This is a genomic window from Variimorphobacter sp. HTMS_6 (genome assembly GCF_059717775.1).
This window is the reverse complement of record NZ_AP046094.1, coordinates 2,082,701-2,106,753: the sequence shown is the minus strand read 5'-3', so window position 1 is coordinate 2,106,753 and position 24,053 is coordinate 2,082,701. Positions and strand designations below refer to the sequence as shown.

The following is a 24,053-nucleotide window of genomic DNA, read 5'->3' as shown; positions in this document are numbered from 1 at the left end:
TAGTGTTTTTGTTGACCGAAAAGGCTTAGAGGATACAAGAAATTATACTTTATAAAATATAAATAATAACGAAGTACAATTAGGAGGAAGATAAAATGGTTTTCTTTGAGAAACATGGTGTAGCGGAAAAAGAGTTTATATGGTATTACCCACTTAAGAATTACAGCTTTCCCTTGCATTTTCATAGAGCATATGAACTAATCTATGTAAATGAAGGCAATTTATCTGTAACGATAAATCAGGAGGAGTTTCATTTGAATAAGCATGATCTCGCTTTCGTATTCTCAAATCAAATGCATGAATTTAAAACACATGATACATCTGAAATAACTATAGTATTATTTTCACCGGAACTAATCGGTGATTTTTATATGAATTATAAAGGACTTGTACCCGCGAATAATGTGTTGCATTACGAAGGGGATCTTGATTTTGATAAATTGAAATCAATTTATAGTCAGAAAAGCTTTCTATATACGGTTTGTTCTGAATTAATTGATCAGAGCGACTTCATACCCGTCAAACAAACGCCTCAAGCTAAGGTTCTTTATAAGATTCTGCTTTATGTTGAACAGAATTATTCGAATGACTGTACCCTAAAGTCAGTGGCAAAGTATTTACGATATGATTATCCTTATCTTTCAAAATTATTCGTTAAGTTAATGGGAATGACATTTACTGAATATCTAAATCATTATCGGATATCGCAAGCCTGCTATATCCTTGAGAATGGAAATCAACCAATCGGGGATGTTGCGGTCAATTGTGGCTATAATAACTTAAGATCTTTCAATCGTAACTTCAGAAAAATCATCGGAAAATCGCCTAATGAATATAGAAAAAAAGATTAGATCATGCGGATGGAATTTGATTTATGAGTAGACTTACCTATTGAAAAATAGAAAAAAGTAGTGTTGTGTCGAAAATAATGTAGAAAAATGTTTTATTTTATAGAATAATGTGGTAATATATTACCAATAAAATGATTTATCCAATGATAGAGGTAGTTTATGGTAGATTTCTTTTAGTGAAGTGATTGGATATAACATTATAACAATATTTGTCAATAACTTATACGGTATTGACAAATATTTTTTAACAATTACAACAGGAGTGAGTGTTTACTACGGTAGGAGATAGCATGAAGGAATTTAAAATACATAGAAAAGATAGTTTGATTATTACAACAATTGATATTATTGATGATTTGGGCATCCAAGGGTTATCAACACGTGAGATAGCGAAAAGAGAAGGTATCTCTGAGGCAACATTATTTCGCCATTTTAAGAATAAAAATGATTTGCTTATTGCGGTGCTGGATTATTATGCGAAATTTGATGAGGATCTTTTTCAATCTGTAATGATGAAGAAGTTTAATTCTTACGGCTCCGTGCAGTATTTAATACGTACTACGGTTGAATATTACGAGAATTATCCTGCACTCACCTCGATCACACAACTGTTTGATGTGTTCCGATATGATAACGATCTTACCTATAAAGTGAACAAGATATTGAACAATCGACTGTCATTTATTAAAAAGATTGTTGATGATGCAAAAGCGAATGGTGAATTATTAGTAGATGTGAATTCAAATGATTTAGTTGATTTGATCTTTGGAATCGTTTTGGAAACATGTTTGAGATGGAGAATAAATGATAGATCGTTTTCACTAACTGAGAAAACAATGTCAGCTTTAGATTTGATTCTACGTGCTTACTTTAAGAAATAGGTGAGTGTACTTAAGTAAAATTATTTTGAGAAATAAAAAAATTAATGGATATGTTGTTTTTGACTTATCATATATAAACTATTTTCCGGAGGATGAACAATGAAAAAGGTATTAGTTGTTGACGATGCTGCATTCATGAGACTTACGATTAGACTTTTATTGGAGAGGTTGGAAGATATAGAGTGCTATGAAGCATCAAATGGTATAGAAGCTTTTGCAAAATATAAAGAAATTAAGCCTGATCTGGTAACGATGGATATTACTATGACAGATATGACTGGAATAGAAGCATTAAAATTAATTAAACAACATGATCCAAAAGCGAAAGTGGTTATGGTTTCAGCGCTAGGTGATGAGGCAATGGTGAAGGAGTCAATTATATGCGGTGCAACCTCATTTGTCGTTAAGCCGTTCAAGGATGATGATGTGATTGCTAAGATTAAGAAGATATTAAAATTATAAATTGATCGAGCTGGAGGTATAAAATGTCAGGACAATTCGCTAATGAACCTATGCTAGATATGTACATATTTGAAACTTCGCAAATGATTGAACAATTGGAGCAATCTATATTGACCAGTGAAAAAGAAGGTGTTTTTACATCCGCAGCAATAAATGAGATTTTCCGAATAATGCATACCGTAAAAGGCTCATCTGCTATCATGATGTTTCATAATATTTCAACACTAGCTCATAAAATGGAAGATATATTTTACTTTATCCGTGAAAAAAATCCGGAGCGTTTAAATTATTCTTTATTATCGGATTTTGTGCTGGATGGTATTGATTTTATTAAAGTTGAAATAGAAAAGATAAAAAATGGAGATGCTCCGGATGGTGATGCATCTTCCATGATAGAAGAATTAAAATGCTTTTTATCTGACTTAAAAAGTGATAATGGTTTTTATGAAGAGACGAAACCTGAGAAGAAATCGCAAAGTAAAGATCAAAAGTATTATATCAGTCATGACAAGGTGAAAACTCAGGACTACAAACATTCTTATAAAGCGGTTATATTCTTTGAAGAAGGATGTGAGATGGAGAATATTAGAGCATATACCATCATCCATAACTTGAAGGATTTAACAGAAGAGTTTTTCTATTTTCCTGTGGATATTATAGATAATGAAGATACGATAGAAACCATTCAACAAAGTGGATTTACAATTTATCTTAAGTCAAATCATACCTATGAGGAAATGGATGAGTTTTTTCAGCAAACGATATTCTTAGAATCCTTGCAGTTGACTAGATTGACGGATGAGGAAGAATATGACCGCGTGAAATCATCAAAACCGGTGGAAGACGAATTGGTTGTGAAAGAAAATCCGGTAAAGACACCTGGGATTATCAAGGCGAACGATACGAATACTTCTTATAAAGAGAGTGATAAAAATCATCATACAAACGTCCAAAGTATCATAAGTGTCAGTGTAGCAAAATTGGACAAACTAATGGATTTGGTTGGAGAGATGGTGATTGCAGAAGCGATGGTAACGCAAAATCCTGAACTATTGGGATTGGAACTACATAATTTTCATAAATCTGCGCAACAATTGAATAAAATAACCAGTGAATTGCAAGACATTGTAATGTCTATACGAATGGTACCCTTAGCTCCAACCTTTCAGAAGATGAATCGTATCGTAAGGGATATGTCGAAACAGCTTAAAAAAGAAGTTGAGTTAAAAATTATCGGTGAAGAAACCGAGGTTGATAAAAATATTATTGAGCATATATCGGATCCATTGATGCATTTGGTTCGTAATTCACTCGATCATGGGATTGAATCAGTGGAGGATAGAATCCATGCCGGTAAGAATAAGATTGGAACACTGACGCTAGAGGCAAAGAATTCCGGAAGTGACGTACTGATTATCGTCAAGGACGATGGAAAAGGACTGAACAAGGATACAATCATCAAAAAAGCGATGGAACATAATCTGTTGACCAAAAAGCCGGAGGAGATGACGGAGCGCGAAATATTTAGTCTTATCCTATTACCCGGATTCTCAACGAAGGATAATGTATCCGAGTATTCAGGCCGCGGAGTTGGAATGGATGTTGTATCAAAGAATATCGAGGCAATAGGCGGAACATTATCCGTGGACAGCGTCCCATATGCAGGAACAACAATCACACTTTCAATCCCTTTGACTTTAGCAATTATCGACGGTATGAATCTTAAAGTAGGAAAATCCAACTATACCATTCCCACTGCCTCGATAAAAGAATCACTCAGACCACTAAAACAAAATCTTATAACTGATCCTGACGGCAATGAGATGCTTTTAATACGAGGACAATGTTTCCCTGTATTACGATTACATAAAAAGTTCAATATTCAAACAAGTATTACTGATTTAACGGAAGGTATCATTATCGTTGTTGAACAGGATGGTCATACCGTATGTGTATTTGCAGATGAACTGGTCGGTCAACAACAGGTTGTTGTTAAGGTTCTACCGAAGTATTTGTTGGACAATTATAAAATAAAAGGTCTCGCTGGCTGTACTTTGCTTGGAGATGGAAGTATAAGTCTGATATTGGATGTTCTCGGACTAATTCATATGTAACAGAGAGACTATGATGATAAATCAACACCGATACTGATAATGGAGGTGCTTAAGTGGATTTAAAAAATATGGATATCAATACGCCGGAACTTGCAGCGGCAACCTTGGCATGTATCGGAGATGGTGTAATTTCAACAGATTTGGACGGAAAGATATTATACATGAATCACACCGCGGAGCAGATCTTAGATATTAATGCAGAAGAAGTAATTCAACAAAGCTTTGATTATGTAATACAGTTTTATATTGCTGATACAAAGGATAGAGTACAGAGCCCGATCTCATATGTGATTGAGCAAGACGAAGTGAAAGGGTTACAGAATAATACTGTGATTTATACAAGAGAAAATAGCATGAAATATATCTCGGCAACCTTTTCAACCGTAAAAGATAAGAGTCAAAACATTGTTGGAGTAGTTGTGATACTTCGTGATATTTCTAAAATAAAAAGCATGGAAATCGAACGTATCAAAGAGAGAAAGAACTTTAAAACTATCTTTGATTTCGCACCGGTAGGGATGTTGACGCTAAATGAGAATTTTAAGATTGTTGAAGCGAATGATACATTTCTTCAGATGATTGATAATACCAGAGATAATGTGATCGGAGAGTATTTCGGAACCGGTTTCGGATGCTCTAATAGCAATAATAATGCTAAAGGCTGCGGCTTTGGCCTAAACTGTAAGGATTGTGAGCTAAATAAAGCCATAACAATGGTTATTCATGAAGGAAAGGCAAGCGACAAATTTGAGGTCAATAAAACGCTGAATAAAAATGGTGAAATAAAGGACAGTTGGTTATTGGTAAGTGTTGCACCACTTATGGAAAATAACAAAATAAATTGTATTATGACCATGACCGATATCATGGAGCTGAAAGAAGCAGAGGAGATACTAGAACGTTATCGTAAGATTATCGATAATGCCAGAGATATTATCTTTTTGCTAGACCTGGACGGGTATATAATTGATGCAAATAATTCAGCAGTAAAGGCCTATGGTTATACCAAAGAAGAATTTGAGGGCATGAATGTCCGGAGGATTAGAGAAGACTGGGGATATACTAAGCTCCAATTGGATAAAGCTGATCAAGGTGGTATTTTCTTCGAGACGGAGCATAAAAGGAGGGACGGAAGTAAATTTCAGGTTGAAGTCAGCTCCCAGGGAATGAATATAGGGAACAGAAGAATTTTGTTTAGCATTGTTCGAGATATTACAGAACGAAAAAAAGCAGAACAGGATATTAGAATTAATCAGGACAAATATTATTATCTATTTATGAGTTTGAAGAGTGCATATGCATATTTTCAGTTAATCTATGATGATAATCATAATCCGGTCGATATGCGCTTTGTAGAAGTGAACCGGGCATTTGAGCTTCTTTTTAATATCACGAAGGATGATATAATTGGGAAAAACGATTCTGAGTTATTTCACAATATGTTGAATGAAATCATTAAGATTAATTTCGATAAGATTATAAAAGGAGAACAAATCAATATAGATAATTACTTCCTTCCAACTCATAATAAGTGGCTATCAATCTCAATATATAGCCCTTACAAGGATGATATTGTGACAATTATTTCAGATATCACAGAAAAGAAGCAGTCAGAGCTCAAGCTGATATCTACCAAAGAAGCAGCTGAGGCTGCGAATCGAGCAAAGAGCGAATTCCTTGCTAATATGAGTCATGAAATCAGAACCCCTATCAACGGAATGATGGGAATGGTGGATTTGACTTTGCTGACGGATTTGAATTTCGAGCAAAGAGATAACTTAGAAACAGCTAAAAAGTGTGCTAACTCCTTGCTGAATATTATTAATGACATTTTAGACTTTTCAAAAATGGAAGCTGGTAAACTATCCATTGAAAATGTAACTTTCGACATGAAGGAACTGATTGAGGATTTAGTGAAATCCTATACACCTCGAGTAGAAGAAAAAAAATTAGATCTGATTTACTGTTTTTCATCTTCGATTCCACGATATATCGTTGGAGATCCGAACCGACTAAGGCAGATTATAAATAATCTACTTAGTAATGCGGTTAAATTTACTCATAAGGGAAGTGTGGAGCTCTCTATAAAAACGGTAAAAAAAGAAGAAAAGGAAATACTTGTGGAGTTTAGCATTAAGGACACCGGAATTGGCCTTTCGGCTGATGATATGAACAAGCTATTTCAAAGTTTTAATCAGGTAGAACAGTCGTTTACGAAAAAATATGGTGGTACCGGTTTGGGGCTTGCAATATCTAAGAATCTAGTAGAATTAATGGGCGGTGCTATTACAGTAAAAAGCAAAAAAGGACTAGGAAGTACATTTCGTTTTTCACTTCCATTTTATATCGGACAAGCGACTGAAAATCGAGTGCATCAACAAATCAAAATCAATGATGATAACAAACCACTGAAAATCTTACTAGCGGAAGATGATGTGGTAAATCAGAAGGTTATGATTAAGATGTTGAATGAAAGAAACTATTGCGTAGATGTATCCTCTGATGGACTGGAAGCTCTGAATTTTTATAAGAAGAATAAGTATGATTTAGTATTAATGGATATACAAATGCCAAAATTGAATGGGATAGAAGTCACCAAAGCGATTCGGGGCATGGAGAAGAGAGGGGAGTATACACCGATTATCGCTATAAGCGCTTATGCTTTAAAGGGAGATAAAGAAAAATTCTTATCAATGGGAATGGATGCTTATTTATCGAAGCCAATTGATATGAATCAGCTTTTTTATACGATTGATAATATGATTACGATATTCGGTAAAAATGATAGTTTGATTTTGGATGCAATCTTTATTAATGAGAATGGAGAAGTGCAGTATGTAGAAGAGAAAGATAATGTATTTGATCAACTTCCCCAAGATATACTGAGTGAATTGAGGGATAAGATACAATTAATTGAATCTGCTATGAAGCAGGAAAATTTTATGCTAATAGAAGAATTAGCACATTCTATTAGAAATAAATCAAAGGAGTTGGATCTGATAAAGCTGAAGGATTTATCTTTTAAAATTGAGCTTTCTGCACGTCGTGGTAATTTGGAGGAAATAGCCAAAAACATAAATAGCATGATATCAGGCTTTATTACTTACTAATATGAAACAAAGGCAAATAAGGAGGTACTAAGTTAATGAGAATTTTAGTCGCTGAGGATGATTTAGTTAGTAGAAAATTTTTATTCAAGTTCTTGAGCCGTTATGGTGAATGTGACTTGGTAGTTGATGGTTTGGAAGCACTTGATGCATTCTTAATATCCATAAAAGATGATAAACATTATGATTTGATATGTTTGGATATAATGATGCCAAAAGTAGATGGTGTTAAGGTGTTAAAATCAATACGTGATTTGGAAGCACAAAAGGGAATTACGAGTGATCAACGATCAAAAATTATAATGACGACGGCACTAGCAGAAACTAAATTGGTTCAAACATCCTTTGATATAGGCTGTGATGCATATGCCGCAAAACCAATTGATACAGTGAAACTAGTAGAAGTATTATCAAAATTCGGAATGCAACCCATTTCTGATTAATTGGTTAAAATATTACGGATAAAGAAAGGAGTGAGTTAGGTATGCAACAGAGTGAAAATGTTGATTTAGAACGAACGGAAGAAGAGGATACTCAAAGGGGCAGATTTCTGACATTTCAATTAGGGGAAGAAGTATATGGTATAGAGATTAAGTATGTAACTGAAATTATCGGAATACAACCAATCACAGTTGTTCCGGAACTGCCTGACTACATAAAAGGTATTATTAATTTAAGAGGTAAGATAATCCTAGTTATGGATGTTAGGCTACGCTTCAAAAAGGAGTGGATCGATTATAATGACAGAACCTGTGTAGTGGTGATCGACATTGGTGATAATTCAATCGGACTTATCGTTGATAGTGTGTCGGAAGTTTTGACGATACCGGAAGAAGATATTGTACCCCCTCCGGATATTAATAATGGCGGAAATCACTATATTAAGGGAATTGGTAAGGTTGGAAGTGATGTTAAATTATTATTAGATTGTGATAAATTGATAAATGAGCAGGATGTGGAGCAGTACCACCCTAATCATTAACTTACAAAAGAAGATGGTTGAATAACAGGAGGATTTATATATGAAGTGGTATAATAATATGAAAATAAGTGCAAAATTAATCACCGGGTTTATTGTGGTTGCTTTAATAACAGCAATCATAGGCTTCATTGGTTTTTATAACATGGATCAAACAGATAAGAAATACACGGCTCTTTATCGGGAGTATGGTGTTCCGTTAGGTGATATTGCAAATGTTTCGATTAACTTTCACCAAATCAGAGTGGAGTTAAGGAATATTGTAATTGAAGAAAATGCGGATAAACGTGAGGTGATCAACCAAAAAATAAATAAATATTATGATTCGATGAATCAATCTTTAGATATATTTGAAGATTCCATTCAAACACAGGAAGGGAAAGAAGTCTATGCAAAGCTGAAGGTGGCGTTAGAAAATTATAAACCACTTCAGGATTCAATCGTGAAGGATGCAGTTGATGGCAAAATACAGGATGCGGTAGCGGTTCTTCAGGCTGATTCCAGTGCTAAGGTAGTGACTGAAGTTATGAACAATATTAATGACCTTTTTAAATTAAAGAATGAGAATGGCAAGATTTTATCGGAACAATACTCCAACGAGGCGGCAACTACTAATATGATAGTTATTGTAATTGTAGTAATTGGAGTAGTATTAGCTGTAGTTCTTGGAATTGTGATATCACGTATTATCAGCAAGCCTGTTATAAAATTAGTTGCGGTTGCAAATAAAGTAGCTGAGGGTGACTTGAATGTTGAGATTAAACATAACTCTAGAGATGAAATTGGAATGCTTGCAGATGCCTTCCGTAAGATGACGGATAACCTGAATGAGGTAATGTCCAATATTAGCGTAGCAGCAGAACAGGTATCAGCAGGATCAACCCAGTTATCGGATTCGAGTGTAGCACTTTCCCAAGGAGCGACCGAACAAGCAAGTTCTATAGCAGAGCTATCCGCATCAATTGAAGAGATTGCTTCACAGACTAGAATAAATGCAGAAAATGCGAGAGAAGCAAATAAGATCACAGATACCGCCAAAACCAGCGCGGTTGTTGGTAATGAACATATGAAAGAGATGCTAAACGCAATGGCGGACATCAATGATGCTTCCATGAATATCTCAAAAATCATTAAAGTAATTGATGATATTGCATTCCAAACCAATATTCTTGCACTGAATGCTGCAGTAGAAGCGGCCAGAGCAGGACAACATGGAAAAGGATTTGCAGTAGTAGCAGAAGAGGTTCGTAATCTTGCAGCTCGTTCCTCCAATGCTGCGAAGGAAACAACTGCCATGATTGAAGGATCCATTAAGAAGTCAGAAGGTGGTACAAAGATAGCAAATGAAACCGCTTCTGCACTTGATAAGATTGTGGGTGGTATTGCTGATGTTGCTGAATTGATTGGTAAAATCTCCATAGCCTCTGATGAACAGGCAGCAGGAATTGAGCAAATTAATCAAGGTATTCTTCAAGTTACAACAGTTGTTCAGACAAATTCAGCTACATCAGAAGAAAGTGCTGCTGCAAGTGAAGAGTTGGCAAGTCAGGCAGTATTACTTGAGGATCAGGTTGCAAGATTCAAAGTGAGAAAGTTGAATAAAAATTCTGCGATTTCAGAATATAAACCGAAAGAAAATAAAAATAGAACAGGTTCTGAAGCTACCTATGAGAAAGAAAAGAATGTTAAAAAAATCAACCTTGGTGATCAGGACTTTGGAAAATACTAAAATACGTAATAACTAATAGCAATCAATAAGGACTTTTGTTATAATGTGTAGCAAAGGTCCTTGTTAATACAAAGGTAATGAAAATGTCAAATAAGCTGGCGTGGTTGATATACGAGTACCTACATGGATAATCAGGAATAACGATAATCCGTACTAACCTTAATTGTACCTTTGTACAATTATCCTACTATTTAAAGAGGAAATTATGATTGATATAACAGATAAAGAATTCAGTAAGTTTTCTGGATACATTAAGAAAAATTATGGGATTAATCTAAAAAAAGAAAAGAAAGTTATGTTTTTGGGTAGGCTGCAAAATGTCTTGACGGATTCAGGGTTTGATAATTTTGATGATTATTATGATTATGTTGTTTCTGACATAACCGGTCAGGCAGCGATTACTCTGATTGATAAAGTCACAACCAATCATACATATTTTATGAGAGAAGCAGATCATTTTAAATATTTTCAAGATAAAATATTACCGTACTTGAAAGCCACAGTCCAGAATAAGGATTTAAGGATATGGTGTGCTGCAAGCTCAACCGGTGAAGAGGCATATACGATAGCAATGATTTTGGATGAATTCTTCGGTTCAGACAAATTGTTATGGGACAAGAAGATACTCGCAACAGATATATCGGAAAGTGTACTTGAAATTGCTTCCACGGGGATATATAGTTCTGAAAGAATTAAACCGTTACCACCGCAGTGGAAGCAGAATTATTTTCGAAAATATGATAATGAGAATTATATAGTTAATGCATTAATAAAAAATGAGGTTCTCTTTCGTAAGTTTAACTTGATGGAGAATGTATTTCCTTTCAAGAAGAAACTTCATGTAATTTTTTGCAGAAACGTTATGATCTATTTTGACAATGAAACACGGGATAGATTAATACGAAAATTCTATGATGCGATGGAACCTGGCGGGTATTTGTTTTTGGGACATTCAGAAACAATCAATAGAAGCTGCTCAGACTTTGAGTATGTTATGCCGTCGGTATATCGACGACCTCTATTACATTAAGGGAAAGAACTCTATCGAAAAAAAGGGATTTGGTGTAGATATGGCAAAAAGAAAAATTAGAGTGTTGGTAGTAGATGACAGTATTGTATTTCGCGAAGCAATTATCAGGGGGATTAGTGCGGACAGTGATATTGAAGTTGTTGCTAAGGCTACAGATCCGTTTGAAGCAAGGGATAAAATACTGGAGTTCGAGCCGGATGTTATGACCTGCGATGTTGAAATGCCAAAAATGAACGGGATTGAATTTATCAGAAGATTGTTGCCGCAATATTCAATTCCGGTAATAATGGTAAGCGGAATATCGGATAATGTATTTGATGCAATGGATGCCGGAGCGGTTGACTTTGCAGCGAAACCAGTAGATAAAACATCGAATAATATTCAGATATTTATACAGGAGTTGATTACTAAAATCAAAATTGCTGCCTCTTCGAATGTAAAAACTTCGGAGCAGGTTAAGCCAGGTAACGTAGTTGCTCATTCCAACTTCCATAAGGAAAGAGTAATTGCTATGGGTGCCTCAACAGGTGGAACCGAAGCGTTATGTAGTGTGTTAATGCAATTACCAAAGAATATACCGGGAATTGTAATTGTACAGCATATTCCTCCCATGTTCTCAAAAATGTTTGCTGAACGGCTCAACAATCAAACATTACTTAATGTGAAAGAGGCAGAAAATGGTGATTATGTTGAAACCGGTAAAGTTTTGATTGCACCGGGGAATCAACATATGAGATTGAAGAAGATAGGCGATAAGTATAAAGTGGAAGTGTTCAACTCAGATAAAGTGAATGGGCATTGTCCATCAGTAGATGTGTTGTTTGAATCCGTTGCCAAAGAGGCTGGAACAAATGCTGTAGGCGTTATACTAACCGGTATGGGATATGACGGGGCAAAAGGGTTAATGTCCATGAGAAGAAAAGGTGCAAAAACAATCGGCCAGGATGAAAAAACCAGTGTGGTATATGGTATGCCTAAGGCAGCTTTTGATATTGGTGCGGTAGAAAAGCAATATGCGCTTGGAGCAATACCGCAGGCGCTAATTCAACTGTTAAGATTATAATACACAGTACGATCCAGTTAATGTCAATCTGGTGTATTTAGAATTCTATTAAAATTGTATATATAAATATAGTTATTGAAAAAATGAATCCACTTGATTGGTTTTCGCCGACTTGTGGATTCATTTTTCTTATATTATACCTTGCTTTGCGTTATTATATAATTTAAGATAGTAGTATTATACGTATTATACTTTAAAGAAAATGAACATTAAAAAAGTAACACAGGAGATAAAGAATGCGAAAACTAGTTATCGGAATATTAGCTCATGTAGATGCGGGGAAAACAACATTAGCAGAAAGTTTGTTGTATCAAGCCGGGAGCATCAGAAAACTGGGAAGAGTAGATCATAAAAATGCATTTCTAGACACCCACGATCTAGAACGCGAACGTGGGATTACCATATTTTCAAAACAGGCAGAATTGGTTTACCGAGATATAAATATCACATTGTTGGATACACCCGGGCATGTTGATTTTTCTGCGGAGATGGAAAGAACTCTACAGGTTCTTGATTATGCTATACTTGTTATTAGCGGAATAGATGGAGTTCAAGGTCATACGCAAACCTTATGGAGACTTCTTGCAAAGTATCAGATTCCAGCCTTTTTGTTTATCAACAAGATGGATTTGGAGAGAACGAACCAGGTGAACTTAATCAACGAGATGAATAAACTTCTAAGTGATGCATGTATAGATTTTAGCTCAGATAAGGGTTCAAAGGAGTGGCAAGAAAACATTGCAGTATTCGATGAAGCTTTGCTTGAAAAATATATAAACGAGGAAGAGATATTTGATAAAGATATCCAGGGACTAATCAAGGAGCGAAAAATATATCCCTGTTATTTTGGCTCTGCACTTAAAATGGATGGCGTAGAGTCCTTTTTGGATGGGATAATTACTTATACAAAGGTAGTAAGCTATCCGGAAAAATTCGGTGCAAAGATATATAAGATAGGCAGGGATGAGCAGGGTGGAAGACTAACCTATATGAAGATCACAGGGGGGGCCTTAAGGGTTAAGACTCTACTCAGTAACAGTGATAGAAATGACCGTATTAATTCAGCTGATGATATCTGGGAGGAAAAAGTAGATCAGATTCGAATTTATTCCGGTGTGAAATATGATACGGTTGAAGAAGCACAGGCAGGAACAATATGTGTTGTAACCGGGTTAACTAAAACGTATCCGGGACAAGGCCTCGGTATAGAAGTTGGAACAGAATTGCCTATTTTGGAACCCGTACTAAGCTATCAAATCGTGTTACCTGAGGATTGTGACAGCTTTCATTTTCTCTCGAAATTAAAAGCACTGGAGGAAGAAGATCCTCTTATGCATATCGTTTGGTCTGAACAACTAAAAGAAATTCATATTAAGTTGATGGGTGAGGTTCAAATCGAAATATTAAAGCGCATCATAATGGAGCGTTTTGGAGTTGCGGTTGAATTTAGCCAAGGAAATATCGTTTATAAAGAAACAATACAGGAGCCTGTTATTGGGGTAGGACATTTTGAGCCGTTAAGACATTATGCGGAAGTACATTTACTGCTGGAGCCCAATGAACCCGGAGGAGGGCTGGTGTTTTCTACTAATTGCAGTGAGGATATGCTGGATCGGAACTGGCAAAGACTTATATTAACTCATCTGGAGGAAAAAGAATATCCCGGTGTATTAAGCGGATCCTCCATTACTGATATGAAGATTACATTAATAGCTGGCCGCGCCCACCTAAAACATACAGAGGGTGGTGACTTTAGGCAGGCAACTTACAGGGCAGTAAGACAGGGATTGAAAAAAGCAAAGAGTATCCTTTTAGAACCATATTATAATTTCCGCATGGAAATACCTACAATAAATTTAGGTAGGGCAATTTCTGATGTTCAACGCATGAGTGGAAGCTTTCATTCACCGGAGACGGATGGTGAACATACAATTATTACCGGATATGCACCGGTCGAGACGATGCGTAGTTACCAGACAGAAGTAACTGCCTATACGAAGGGAATGGGAAGATTGTTCTTATCCCTAAGGGGATATCTTCCGTGTCATAATACCATAGAAGTACTAGAACGGATACAATATGATAGTGAGAAGGATATAAATAATCCAACAAGCTCGGTATTTTGTGCTCATGGTGCGGGCTTTGTGGTTGAATGGGATAAAGTCGAGAAATACATGCACTTGGATAGCAGTAAGATAATGAATGGAATGGAAGGTCAGATTAATTCGAATGAGGATAGAGATGTTCCGGCTCGCGTGCAGGTAAGAAATTCCGTGAAGGATTCATGGCAAGAGGATAAAGAATTGGAAGAAATATTTGCTCGAACTTTCGGATCCATAAAGCAAACGATAAAGCATTCTAGCAATAGATTTGGATATGAAAAAAGCAATACTTTGGATCAAAATATTGCTCATAGAACGAGTGATATCAAAGAGAGGTTGCCGGAGTATCTGCTGGTGGATGGTTATAATATTATATTTTCCTGGGAGGAATTAAGTGATTTAGCTAAGGATAATATGGATGGAGCTAGAATAAAACTGATGGATATCCTTTGCAATTACCAGGGCTATAAAAAATGTAAGGTAATTCTAGTATTTGATGCTTATAAAGTAAAGGGTGGGTTAGGAGTAATACTGAAATATCATAATATTGATGTGGTTTATACAAAAGAAGCGGAAACAGCGGATCAATATATCGAGAAGATAACACATGATATCGGTAAGAAGTACCGAGTATATGTGGCAACTTCAGATGCTTTAGAGCAAATGATTATTATGGGCCAAGGGGGCATAAGATTATCGGCGAATGATTTGAGAGAAGAAATTACAAGGGTAAATAATCAGATTCGTAGTGATTATCAGAATAAACTACCAGTTAAGAAATCTTACCTGAAGGAGCACATGAGTGAAAGAATAAAGGGCCAACTCATGGATGATAAGCATTTGAATAAGGAAAACCTTTCAAAGTAAAAACTTTGTAATTATTATTTTGCAACAGCCTAGATTGTATCATGAATCAAAAATTTCTGCTTGTTGCTTAACTTCGAATAATTTGTCTATATATAGCAGAATTACCATCTTCCTTGTGTAAAATATTCTAAATAGGCTATAAAAAATGACGAAATTCATCTAATAATCACAGAAATGAATCTAATATGCCTTGATTTAATACTCGCTCGATGTTAAAATTAAAGAAGTCAGTAATATTGAAACGGGGGATGCTTATGAGCATGAAAAAGGATAAAGGAAGTATTACGAAACCTCTTGAAGTTTTACAGAAAACACTAAGAGGTTTAAAGAAACAAATTCACACTGCGTTTTCTAAAGTCAGCAAAATGATTCCGAAGAAATCAATTACTGATGATAATATGACGGAAACAAAGGTGAATGCAACATTTTTGCACAGATTTCAAAGTATTAAGTTGAAATTGGCAATCGGTTTGATGGTTCCAGTAGCTTTATTAGCTTTCTATGGTGTATATTCATACCGTAGTTCAGAATCTGCATTAAAAGATACTTATGAAAAGAGAGCGAATGATACCGTAAATGCAATCAGTACATATTTAAATCTTGGTTTTGTAATGATTGATAAATCAACTATGGAGCTGTCGTTGGATGTTAAGGTTAACGATTTTTTCAGAGATGATTACAATATCAGTAAAAAATCCTCAAAGGCGCTTGAAGACCTCAATCAAAGAATTTCTCTGGGCAAACAGATGAATAGCTTTATTTCAAACATTCATTTGATCGGTGTAAACGGTGTTGATATTTCAACTGCAGGTCCTTTGAATGACTATTTATATGAGAAAATATATAAATCAGAGGTAAGTGACCGACTTAAAGAAAAGAAATCTCAATTTGTTTGGATGGGAAAACATCCAGACATGGATAAAATATTATTGGCAAGTGGTGATGCATATAATTCTGATGATTATGCTACCTCGATTATTCGAAGATCGACCGGTGCCAGTGGATTTATTGTAATTGATGTTTCTAAACAAGGACTTACAGATACATTATCACAGTATAATCTGGGAAAAAACAGTATATTAGCATATGTTTCTAATGATGGAAGAGAAACAATAGCAGGTAAGGATCAGAAGGATATTTTTAAAAAATTACCATATTATAAAGAAGCTTTAAAGAACGACAAAAAAAGTGATTTTACATATGAAAAATATAATGGAAAAACATATGCTTTTGTCTATAGTAAGTTAAAAGATACTGATGGTATGGTGGTTGCATTGATTCCAAAGTCCACTATATTAGGTCAGATTACAGCAATGAAAGTAACAAGTATTATTTTTGTTGGGTTATCCTGTTTATTTGCAATAATTATTGTTGTTATTATCGCAGGTGGTGTAACAAGAGTTATCAGTGTTATGAATAGATCAATTGCCCAGGTGGCTCAGGGTGATCTTACTGCTCACTTTGATACCAAGAGAAAGGACGAGTTCCATGCGTTATCATCCGGTATTACCGATATGATGAAGGGAATGCGTACCTTGATTGGTGAAGTTCAGGACGTTGGTGGAACAGTTAGTGGTTCAGCAGAAAGCTTATCATCTACGGCTAGTGATTTATTATATGCAACAAAGGGAATTTCCCGTACGATTGATGAGATAGGACAGGGTATTGTTCAGCAGGCAGAAGATGCTGAACGTTGTTTGGTTCAGATGTCAAATCTATCCGATCAGATCAACCAGGTATATACAAATACCAATGAGATTGAGCAGATTGCAAATAATACTCAGGTGGTAGCTAGTGAAGGTAAGAATATTATTGATGAATTAAATGATAAATCCAAAGCAACTTCTGAGATTACTCAGGATGTCATTCATAAGATTCAGGAATTTAAAGTACAATCTAAGAAGATTGAAGGTTTTGTAAACATCATTGATAATATCGCTTCTCAGACAAATCTACTTTCATTGAATGCTTCGATAGAAGCAGCGAGAGCAGGAGAAGCAGGTAAAGGATTTGCAGTAGTTGCTGAAGAGATCAGGAAGCTTGCTGATCAGAGTGTAAATGCGGCAAAACAAATTCAAAATACCGTAAAAGACATAGATAATCAAAATAAAGTAACGGTTAGCACTGCAGAAAGAGCAGAAAGTATTGTGGCTTCTCAGACAGAAGCATTAGCAAAGACGGTTCAGGTATTTGATAATATCAGCAGTCATGTTAATGACTTAGCTCTTAACTTAAATGATATATTAAAACGTCTCAAAACAATTGAGTCAGCGAAGGATGATACGTTGAGTGCTATTCAAAATATCTCGGCGGTAACAGAAGAAACAACAGCTTCTTCAGAAGAAGTTAATGCAACTGCATTAAACCAGGTTGATTCCGTTGAACATCTACAAGCTGCTGCAAAGGTTCTTGAAGAAGATGCTAGAAAGCTTGAAGATGCAATCAGATTCTTTAAGATTAGCTAAACTGATATGTAATGATATGAATTTAGCAGGATAAAATAATATTTAGAGCCTTTTATCGGATGGATATCTTCGGTAAAGGGCTCTGTTTGTTATATTGTGATTGGATTAATTCATTTTTTTTGGCTTCTGATTCATGTCGGTTCCTACCTTTGAACTGATATAAGGAAAATATGTTACTGATAATTTTTGTGAAGTATAAACAGCGCTATATGAAAACTATTTGCGCACATATTAGGATGCATAGAGAGTAAGGGATGAGAATAAAGTGATGGTAATAAAAGAATGAGAATAAAGGGATGAGAACAAAAGGATGAGAATAACGGATAATAGATGTAACTAACTTAAATATTGTGGTTGATTAATAAGAAAGAATAATCGGAAGGGTTAATGGTTGATAAGGATTACTACTGACATGATGGATTGATTTAATGTGTTAGTTAGCTACTCGAACGGGGAAGATAATAGTTATTATAGATATCACTTGGAATAAGTAATATGCCACAATACACAGTGACAGAGTATATTGTGGCATAAGTTAGGTTGTTTATATATGGACTGTATTCAACAAAGTTAATACATATAAGTACGAACTATTCTTTGTCATTTAATAGGTTTGCCTTATCAAATGCCCAGAATAGTAAGGACATTAACATACCAACGATAGTAGCAAGTACCATACCTGATAATGATACTTTACCATCAGCACTAATCGGAATGGATACACCTGATAAACCGGTTAAAAATACAACAGATGTTAGTGTCAGATTGCGGCTCTTACTAAAATCAAGCTGAGCATCTACCATAACACGGATACCAGAAGCAGCAATCAAACCATATAAAAGGAAGGAGATACCGCCAATAACGGGACCCGGAATGGTTTGGATTAATGCGGATACCGGTCCGATAACGGATGCTAACATAGAGATAATGGCTGCGCCTCCGATTACTCTAACTGAGTACACTTTTGTAATAGCCATAACACCAATGTTCTCGCCATAGGTGGTAGTCGGTACGGAACCAACAAAACCGGAGAGAGTGGTGGAGATACCATCTGCAAATAAGGAACGATGTAAGCCGGGATCTTTGATTAAATCCTTGCCAACAATTTTACTGGTAACAATCTGATGACCGATATGCTCGGATGCAAGTACTAATATTACCGGTATGATTGTTATGATCGCTGTTAAGTTAAACTGAGGTAATTGGAAGTTGGGTACAACGAATAGATTAGTTTGTAATGCTGTTGTGATATCTTTAACTTTAATTACGTGTGCGAATATAGCAGTGATATATCCCGCAACAATCGCAATTAGAATTGGAATAACAGCAAAGAATTTACGGAATAGAACGCTACCTAATACTGCAACAGATAAGGTTACTATAAATACAATGACATTGTTTGGCTGAACAACAGGAACTTTGTCGGTTGGTACAACAAGACCGGTAGACGCTGCAGTTCGAGCAAGATCCATACCAATGAGTGCAACTACGGGACCCATCGCGGCAGCCGGTAGTACAACATCAATCCACTTTACACCGAATTTGTAGATGATTGCGGATAGGATACAAAGTCCGATACCTACGGCGATAAAGCCGCCCAGAGCATATCGGTAACCTAATGAAGTTATTACCGCACCTGCGGGCATAAGAAAAGCAAAGCTTGAACCCAGATAAGCGGGAGCTTTGCCCTTGGTGATTAAAATAAATAAAAGAGTGCCGACACCGTTCATTAACAGTACGACTGATGGATTGATTTGGAAGATAATAGGTACTAATACAGATGCTCCGAACATAGCGAACATGTGTTGTAGGGATAGCGGAATCGCAAGATTCAACGGCACCTTATCCTCGACTTGAATGATTTTTTTGTTTTCCAAGATTGAAACCCTCCTTAATTGTTATCTCGAAAAGTATAGCACATATAATGATCAATTTCTACATAAAATTTTTTAATATTGTAAAAAATATTACCTGAAAATCTAAATAATTCCCAAATATTTCATTATATATGTAAGCGAATTGGTAATATTTAATAATTATAGTAAAAAATGAAAGGGAATTATTAAATGTCAATAGTATAAAAACATGTTATAAGGAAACAATTTGTAGAATAAGAAGTTACAATTTGGTGAAAAGTGGTGTGGTGAAAAATAGTTTTGTCAAAAATTATTTTGTATTTTAGGTCATATCATATATAATAAAAATATCTGTATTAAAAGGAGTAACTTTATGGGAGATTTGAATGAAGAAATCTTAGATAAAATGACAAAGGTTTGCATCTGTAAAGGAATTAGCAGATCTACCATAAAAAAAGCGATAGAAAATGGAGCTGATACAATTGAGAAAGTGCGAAAAGCTACCGGAGCAGGTTCCGGTCCTTGCGGTGGAAGAAGATGTACACCGAAGATTGAAGAGCTACTAGAAAAGATGAGAGAGTAAGAACAGTGAGAATAGTCAAGAACAGCTAGAACAAATAAGAATAACGAGAAAAATAAGAATAACGAGAACAAATAAGAATAACGAGAACAAATATGAATAACGAGAACAAATATGAATAACGAGAACAGGAAGTATAGCGAAAATGGGTAAGAACGCTTAGAAAAATTAGAACATATAAGTAACAATGGATAAGGAGTTTATAACACATGAGATTTTACTTTGCACCACTTGAAGGCATAACTGGATATTTATATCGCAATGCACATCATAGTTATTTTAATCACATCGATAAATATTTTTCACCTTTTGTAGTACCAAATCAGAAAGCAAAATTAAGGAATAAGGAATTGAAGGATGTCTTACCTGAGAATAACGTCGGCATAAATTTAGTACCACAAATCATGACGAATAATGCGAAAGATTTTATACATACATCCCGTTTTTTGGGTCAATTGGGATATGAAGAAGTTAATTTAAATCTTGGTTGCCCTTCCGGAACAGTAGTTTCAAAATTTAGAGGTTCCGGTTTTTTGCGTAAGCCAAAAGAATTAGAGGAGTTTTTGGATGAAATCTTTGAAGCGTCAGGTCCGAATATTTCAATAAAAACTAGACTTGGATTCAGTGATCCGGATGAATTTTATGCGTTAATTGAACTGTATAATAAATACCCTATGCAGGAATTGATCATTCATGCTAGAACTAGAGAGGATTATTATAAGAATAAACCCAATATGACGATGTTCAAAGAGGGGATTCGACTTAGCAAAAATACCGTATGCTATAATGGGGATATTTGTAGTATAGATGATTTTAATACCTTCGTGGAAGAATGTCCGGGTGTAGATTCTATTATGATCGGACGTGGGCTGCTAGCCAACCCGGGATTGGTTTCTGAATTAAAGAATGGTACGAGAATAGAGAAAAAACTTATAAAAGAATTCCACGATCGAATATATCATGATTATAAGAATACGCTATCAGGGGATCGCAATGTTCTTTTCAAAATGAAAGAATTATGGATTTTCATGCTTCCTACTGTAACTGATAATGAAAAATTTCTTAAGAAGATAAAGAAAGTTGATCGGTTGGCAGATTACGATGTAATAATAATGGATTTATTTAATTAAAAAAGGGCTGTTGCAAATTAATTAAATTTGCAACAGCCCTTTTAAGGTAAATCGGTTAAGATTTATTTTGCATTTGAAATCTTCATGCCGTAGAAGGAACGCCATACAAATACAAGTGCAACAATCAGGAAGAATACACCAACATATGGTGCTTGAGCCTGGAATTTATCGGAGATTGCAATTTCCATTGCAAGAGTACCGAATAAGGTTGTGAACTTGATAATTGGATTTAATGCTACGGAGGAAGTATCCTTAAATGGATCACCAACAGTATCACCAACAACACATGCATCATGTAAAGGAGTACCTTTTTCTTTTAAATCCACCTCAACACCTTTTTTCGCATTATCCCAACATCCACCTGCATTAGCCATAAAGACTGCCTGGAATAAACCGAAGGTAGCGATGGAAATCAAATAGGAGATAAAGAAAGATGCAGTTTTAACTCCGTCTAAAGACTGAGTGAAAATACATGCGAAAGCCAAAGCAAATGAGAATATCGCAATGAATATATTTAACATACCCTTTTGTGCATATTGAGTACAAATCTTAACAACTTCCTTGGAGGATTCAATTGCAGCGGTCTGGCTTGCATTTTCATCAAGCTTGATGTTTTTCTTAATATATTCAACGGCACGGTATGCTCCTGTGGAAACTGCCTGAGTAGCAGCACCGGTGAACCAGTAGATAACAGCACCACCACACATAAAGCCAAGGATTGTGTAAGGATTCAAAAGATTTAAGATCGTTTCTGGTTCAACACCTAATGTCTTCTGGATAATAAGAATTAAGGAGAAGATCATGATAGTTGCACCTACTACTGCAGTACCGATCAGAACCGGTTTTGCGGTGGCCTTAAAGGTATTACCTGCACCATCGTTTGCTTCCAGATATTCTTTTGCCATTTCAAAATCAGGTTTAAACTTGAATTCTTTTTCAATTTCATTCGCGATGTCAGGAACTTCTTCTATTAAAGAAAGTTCGTAAACAGACTGAGCATTGTCTGTTACCGGACCATAACTGTCTACAGCAATCGTGACAGGACCAACACTTAAGAAACCAAAAGCAACGAGACCAAAAGCAAATACGGAAGGATAAATCATGAGGCTATCTAATCCGAAGGTACTTGCAAAATAAGCTATTAACATTAAAATTACAAATACAAAGCCAATCCAGAATGCACTGAAATTACCAGCTACAAATCCCGAAAGAATATTAAGGGATGCACCACCTTCTTTGGAAGCATTGATTGTTTCTTTTACGTGAGCGGATTTTACGCTTGTAAAGAGTTTGGTAAACTCGGGAATTAAAGCAGCTCCTAATGTACCGCAACTGATAATAGCGGATAATACGATCCATAAATAATCACCGTGTGTTCCAAGCTTAGCTACTTCGGTACTAGGACCAATTAAGAAATAACTTGCGATAAAAGTGATAATAATGGAGAAGATAGAAGCCATCCAAATTAAATTGGATAAAGGACGTTCAAAATCAATATTATCTTTTTTGCCGTAAAGTGCAACACTAACAGCATTATTAATATAGAAGGAAACTACGGAGGAAATAACCATTAATATTCTCATTACAAAGATCCAAGTTAATAGGTTTGTTTGTAATAATGTCTGGTCAGCACCGCTTAATTTCGTACCAACTGCTAAGCAGATGAAGGAAATAAGAGCAACACCGGTTACACCATAGGTTTCAAAACCATCTGCTGTAGGTCCAACGCTATCACCTGCATTATCACCGGTACAATCGGCGATAACACCTGGGTTACGAGGGTCGTCCTCTTTTATCTTAAAGAAAATCTTCATTAAATCAGAACCGATATCAGCGATCTTTGTAAAGATACCACCAGCAATACGTAATGCACTTGCTCCGAGAGATTCACCGATTGCAAAGCCGATAAAACTTGCACCTTTGAGATCGGATGGAACAAATAGAAGGATGATGAGCATCATGGCTAATTCTACACTGATTAATAATACACCGATACTCATACCGGACTTCATCGGTATCTGCATTAATTTCATCGGTTGACGTTTTAAAGAGTTGAAAGCCATTCGACTGTTCGCATATGTATTGATTCTCATTCCGAACCAAGCTACGCTATAGGATCCTAACATACCGAGAACAGTACAGAAGAGAATGAAGACAGTGCCGCCCACTCCTTTGCCGTTTAAGTAGCCAAAATAAAAGGCGATACAAACAGCGATAAAGCAGAATAAGATGAGTAGGAATTTTCCTTGTTGAATTAAGTAGGTCTTACAAGTTTCATAGATTGTCTTTGATACGTCAAGCATAGCCTTATGGGCAGGAATCTTTTTGATAGATAAGAATTGTAAGATTCCGAATAATATTCCTAACAAACAAATAACAATACCAATCATTAAAAAAGTCTGATGGTATCCATGTAGGGTAGGAACAAGTAGGTCTGCTTCTGAACCTGATGCTAAAATTGTAGTAAACATTGAAAATCTCCTTTCTTATAAAAAACCTTATATAATAGTTATACTATATTTATAAGAATATTACAAATAAAAAGAAATAATTAATTAATATGTCTAAACAAAATAATATTAATGGTAATAAATGTTTCTTTTATTGTTTATTTTGCACAATCGTCATAAAAACAAAAAACATAGCATAATTATATTATAAAGTAATAATTATTTAATGACTGATTTTTGAAAAAAGTAAGAATAACATAGAAAAAATAGATTTTATCAACGTTAATTGAAGTATCATTTATTAAGATATGGTTAAATTATGTTTTTCTATATTGACACAAGAGATATGTATCATATAGAATATGTTTGTTATATAAAGGGGAGTAG

At 35.3% G+C, this 24,053-nt stretch carries 16 protein-coding genes; 14 read left to right on the top strand and 2 right to left on the bottom strand.

The genetic code is table 11. The features are described 5' to 3' along the window. The first annotated feature begins 95 nt into the window (after positions 1 to 95). From AC6IWN_RS09460 to AC6IWN_RS09405, 12 genes are all read left to right on the top strand, one after another. Entirely contained in the window at positions 96 to 851 is a 756-nt protein-coding gene (locus AC6IWN_RS09460) for an AraC family transcriptional regulator (protein ID WP_497992134.1), read from the top strand. A 290-nt stretch (positions 852 to 1,141) separates the two neighbouring features. Further along, entirely contained in the window at positions 1,142 to 1,732 is a 591-nt protein-coding gene (locus AC6IWN_RS09455; protein WP_497992133.1) for a TetR/AcrR family transcriptional regulator, read from the top strand. A gap of 99 nt (positions 1,733 to 1,831) precedes the next feature. Continuing rightward, a complete protein-coding gene (locus AC6IWN_RS09450; RefSeq protein WP_497992132.1) occupies positions 1,832 to 2,194 on the top strand; it encodes a response regulator in 363 nt (120 codons plus the stop codon). Between the two features lie 23 nt (positions 2,195 to 2,217). Further along, positions 2,218 to 4,308 (top strand): chemotaxis protein CheW, encoded by a 2,091-nt coding sequence (locus AC6IWN_RS09445; protein WP_497992131.1) that lies wholly within the window; start codon positions 2,218 to 2,220, stop codon positions 4,306 to 4,308. Between the two features lie 53 nt (positions 4,309 to 4,361). Further along, positions 4,362 to 7,418, top strand: coding sequence for a PAS domain-containing hybrid sensor histidine kinase/response regulator (locus AC6IWN_RS09440; RefSeq protein WP_497992130.1), 3,057 nt, complete (start codon positions 4,362 to 4,364; stop codon positions 7,416 to 7,418). A gap of 35 nt (positions 7,419 to 7,453) precedes the next feature. Continuing rightward, entirely contained in the window at positions 7,454 to 7,858 is a 405-nt protein-coding gene (locus AC6IWN_RS09435; RefSeq protein WP_497992129.1) for a response regulator, read from the top strand. A gap of 41 nt (positions 7,859 to 7,899) precedes the next feature. After that, positions 7,900 to 8,397, top strand: a complete 498-nt coding sequence (locus tag AC6IWN_RS09430; protein WP_497992128.1) for a chemotaxis protein CheW — start codon at positions 7,900 to 7,902, stop codon at positions 8,395 to 8,397. A 40-nt stretch (positions 8,398 to 8,437) separates the two neighbouring features. Next, positions 8,438 to 10,123, top strand: a complete 1,686-nt coding sequence (locus AC6IWN_RS09425) for a methyl-accepting chemotaxis protein (protein WP_497992127.1) — start codon at positions 8,438 to 8,440, stop codon at positions 10,121 to 10,123. Between the two features lie 205 nt (positions 10,124 to 10,328). Further along, positions 10,329 to 11,153, top strand: a complete 825-nt coding sequence (locus AC6IWN_RS09420; RefSeq protein ID WP_497992126.1) for a CheR family methyltransferase — start codon at positions 10,329 to 10,331, stop codon at positions 11,151 to 11,153. 40 nt (positions 11,154 to 11,193) lie between these two features. Continuing rightward, on the top strand, positions 11,194 to 12,216 hold the full coding sequence (locus tag AC6IWN_RS09415; RefSeq protein WP_497992125.1) for a protein-glutamate methylesterase/protein-glutamine glutaminase: 1,023 nt from the start codon (positions 11,194 to 11,196) through the stop codon (positions 12,214 to 12,216). 236 nt (positions 12,217 to 12,452) lie between these two features. After that, entirely contained in the window at positions 12,453 to 15,185 is a 2,733-nt protein-coding gene (locus AC6IWN_RS09410; RefSeq protein WP_497992124.1) for an NYN domain-containing protein, read from the top strand. A 254-nt stretch (positions 15,186 to 15,439) separates the two neighbouring features. Further along, on the top strand, positions 15,440 to 17,650 hold the full coding sequence (locus tag AC6IWN_RS09405; RefSeq protein ID WP_497992123.1) for a methyl-accepting chemotaxis protein: 2,211 nt from the start codon (positions 15,440 to 15,442) through the stop codon (positions 17,648 to 17,650). 590 nt (positions 17,651 to 18,240) lie between these two features. Here AC6IWN_RS09405 and uraA read toward each other — a convergent pair. Further along, positions 18,241 to 19,527, bottom strand: a complete 1,287-nt coding sequence (gene uraA, locus AC6IWN_RS09400) for a uracil permease (RefSeq protein WP_497992122.1) — start codon at positions 19,525 to 19,527, stop codon at positions 18,241 to 18,243. A gap of 352 nt (positions 19,528 to 19,879) precedes the next feature. Between uraA and AC6IWN_RS09395 the strand changes: the two genes are divergently transcribed. Together AC6IWN_RS09395 and AC6IWN_RS09390 are read left to right on the top strand one after the other, a co-directional pair. Next, positions 19,880 to 20,089, top strand: a complete 210-nt coding sequence (locus tag AC6IWN_RS09395) for a (2Fe-2S)-binding protein (protein ID WP_497992121.1) — start codon at positions 19,880 to 19,882, stop codon at positions 20,087 to 20,089. A gap of 206 nt (positions 20,090 to 20,295) precedes the next feature. Beyond that, positions 20,296 to 21,216 carry a tRNA dihydrouridine synthase gene (locus AC6IWN_RS09390; RefSeq protein ID WP_497992120.1) on the top strand — a complete coding sequence of 307 codons (921 nt, stop codon included), beginning with the start codon at positions 20,296 to 20,298 and terminating at the stop codon, positions 21,214 to 21,216. 62 nt (positions 21,217 to 21,278) lie between these two features. On the opposite strand, the gene AC6IWN_RS09385 is transcribed toward AC6IWN_RS09390, so the two are convergent. Next, positions 21,279 to 23,687, bottom strand: a complete 2,409-nt coding sequence (locus tag AC6IWN_RS09385) for a sodium-translocating pyrophosphatase (protein ID WP_497992119.1) — start codon at positions 23,685 to 23,687, stop codon at positions 21,279 to 21,281. Positions 23,688 to 24,053: the final 366 nt, after the last annotated feature.

Coding starts and splice junctions, on each gene's coding strand:
- AC6IWN_RS09460 (WP_497992134.1), top strand. CDS start 96: ATGGTTTTCTTTGAGAAACATGGTGTAGCGGAAAAAGAGTTTATATGG.
- AC6IWN_RS09455 (WP_497992133.1), top strand. CDS start 1,142: ATGAAGGAATTTAAAATACATAGAAAAGATAGTTTGATTATTACAACA.
- AC6IWN_RS09450 (WP_497992132.1), top strand. CDS start 1,832: ATGAAAAAGGTATTAGTTGTTGACGATGCTGCATTCATGAGACTTACG.
- AC6IWN_RS09445 (WP_497992131.1), top strand. CDS start 2,218: ATGTCAGGACAATTCGCTAATGAACCTATGCTAGATATGTACATATTT.
- AC6IWN_RS09435 (WP_497992129.1), top strand. CDS start 7,454: ATGAGAATTTTAGTCGCTGAGGATGATTTAGTTAGTAGAAAATTTTTA.
- AC6IWN_RS09430 (WP_497992128.1), top strand. CDS start 7,900: ATGCAACAGAGTGAAAATGTTGATTTAGAACGAACGGAAGAAGAGGAT.
- AC6IWN_RS09425 (WP_497992127.1), top strand. CDS start 8,438: ATGAAGTGGTATAATAATATGAAAATAAGTGCAAAATTAATCACCGGG.
- AC6IWN_RS09420 (WP_497992126.1), top strand. CDS start 10,329: ATGATTGATATAACAGATAAAGAATTCAGTAAGTTTTCTGGATACATT.
- AC6IWN_RS09415 (WP_497992125.1), top strand. CDS start 11,194: ATGGCAAAAAGAAAAATTAGAGTGTTGGTAGTAGATGACAGTATTGTA.
- AC6IWN_RS09410 (WP_497992124.1), top strand. CDS start 12,453: ATGCGAAAACTAGTTATCGGAATATTAGCTCATGTAGATGCGGGGAAA.
- AC6IWN_RS09405 (WP_497992123.1), top strand. CDS start 15,440: ATGAGCATGAAAAAGGATAAAGGAAGTATTACGAAACCTCTTGAAGTT.
- AC6IWN_RS09395 (WP_497992121.1), top strand. CDS start 19,880: ATGGGAGATTTGAATGAAGAAATCTTAGATAAAATGACAAAGGTTTGC.
- AC6IWN_RS09390 (WP_497992120.1), top strand. CDS start 20,296: ATGAGATTTTACTTTGCACCACTTGAAGGCATAACTGGATATTTATAT.
- AC6IWN_RS09385 (WP_497992119.1), bottom strand. CDS start 23,687: ATGTTTACTACAATTTTAGCATCAGGTTCAGAAGCAGACCTACTTGTT.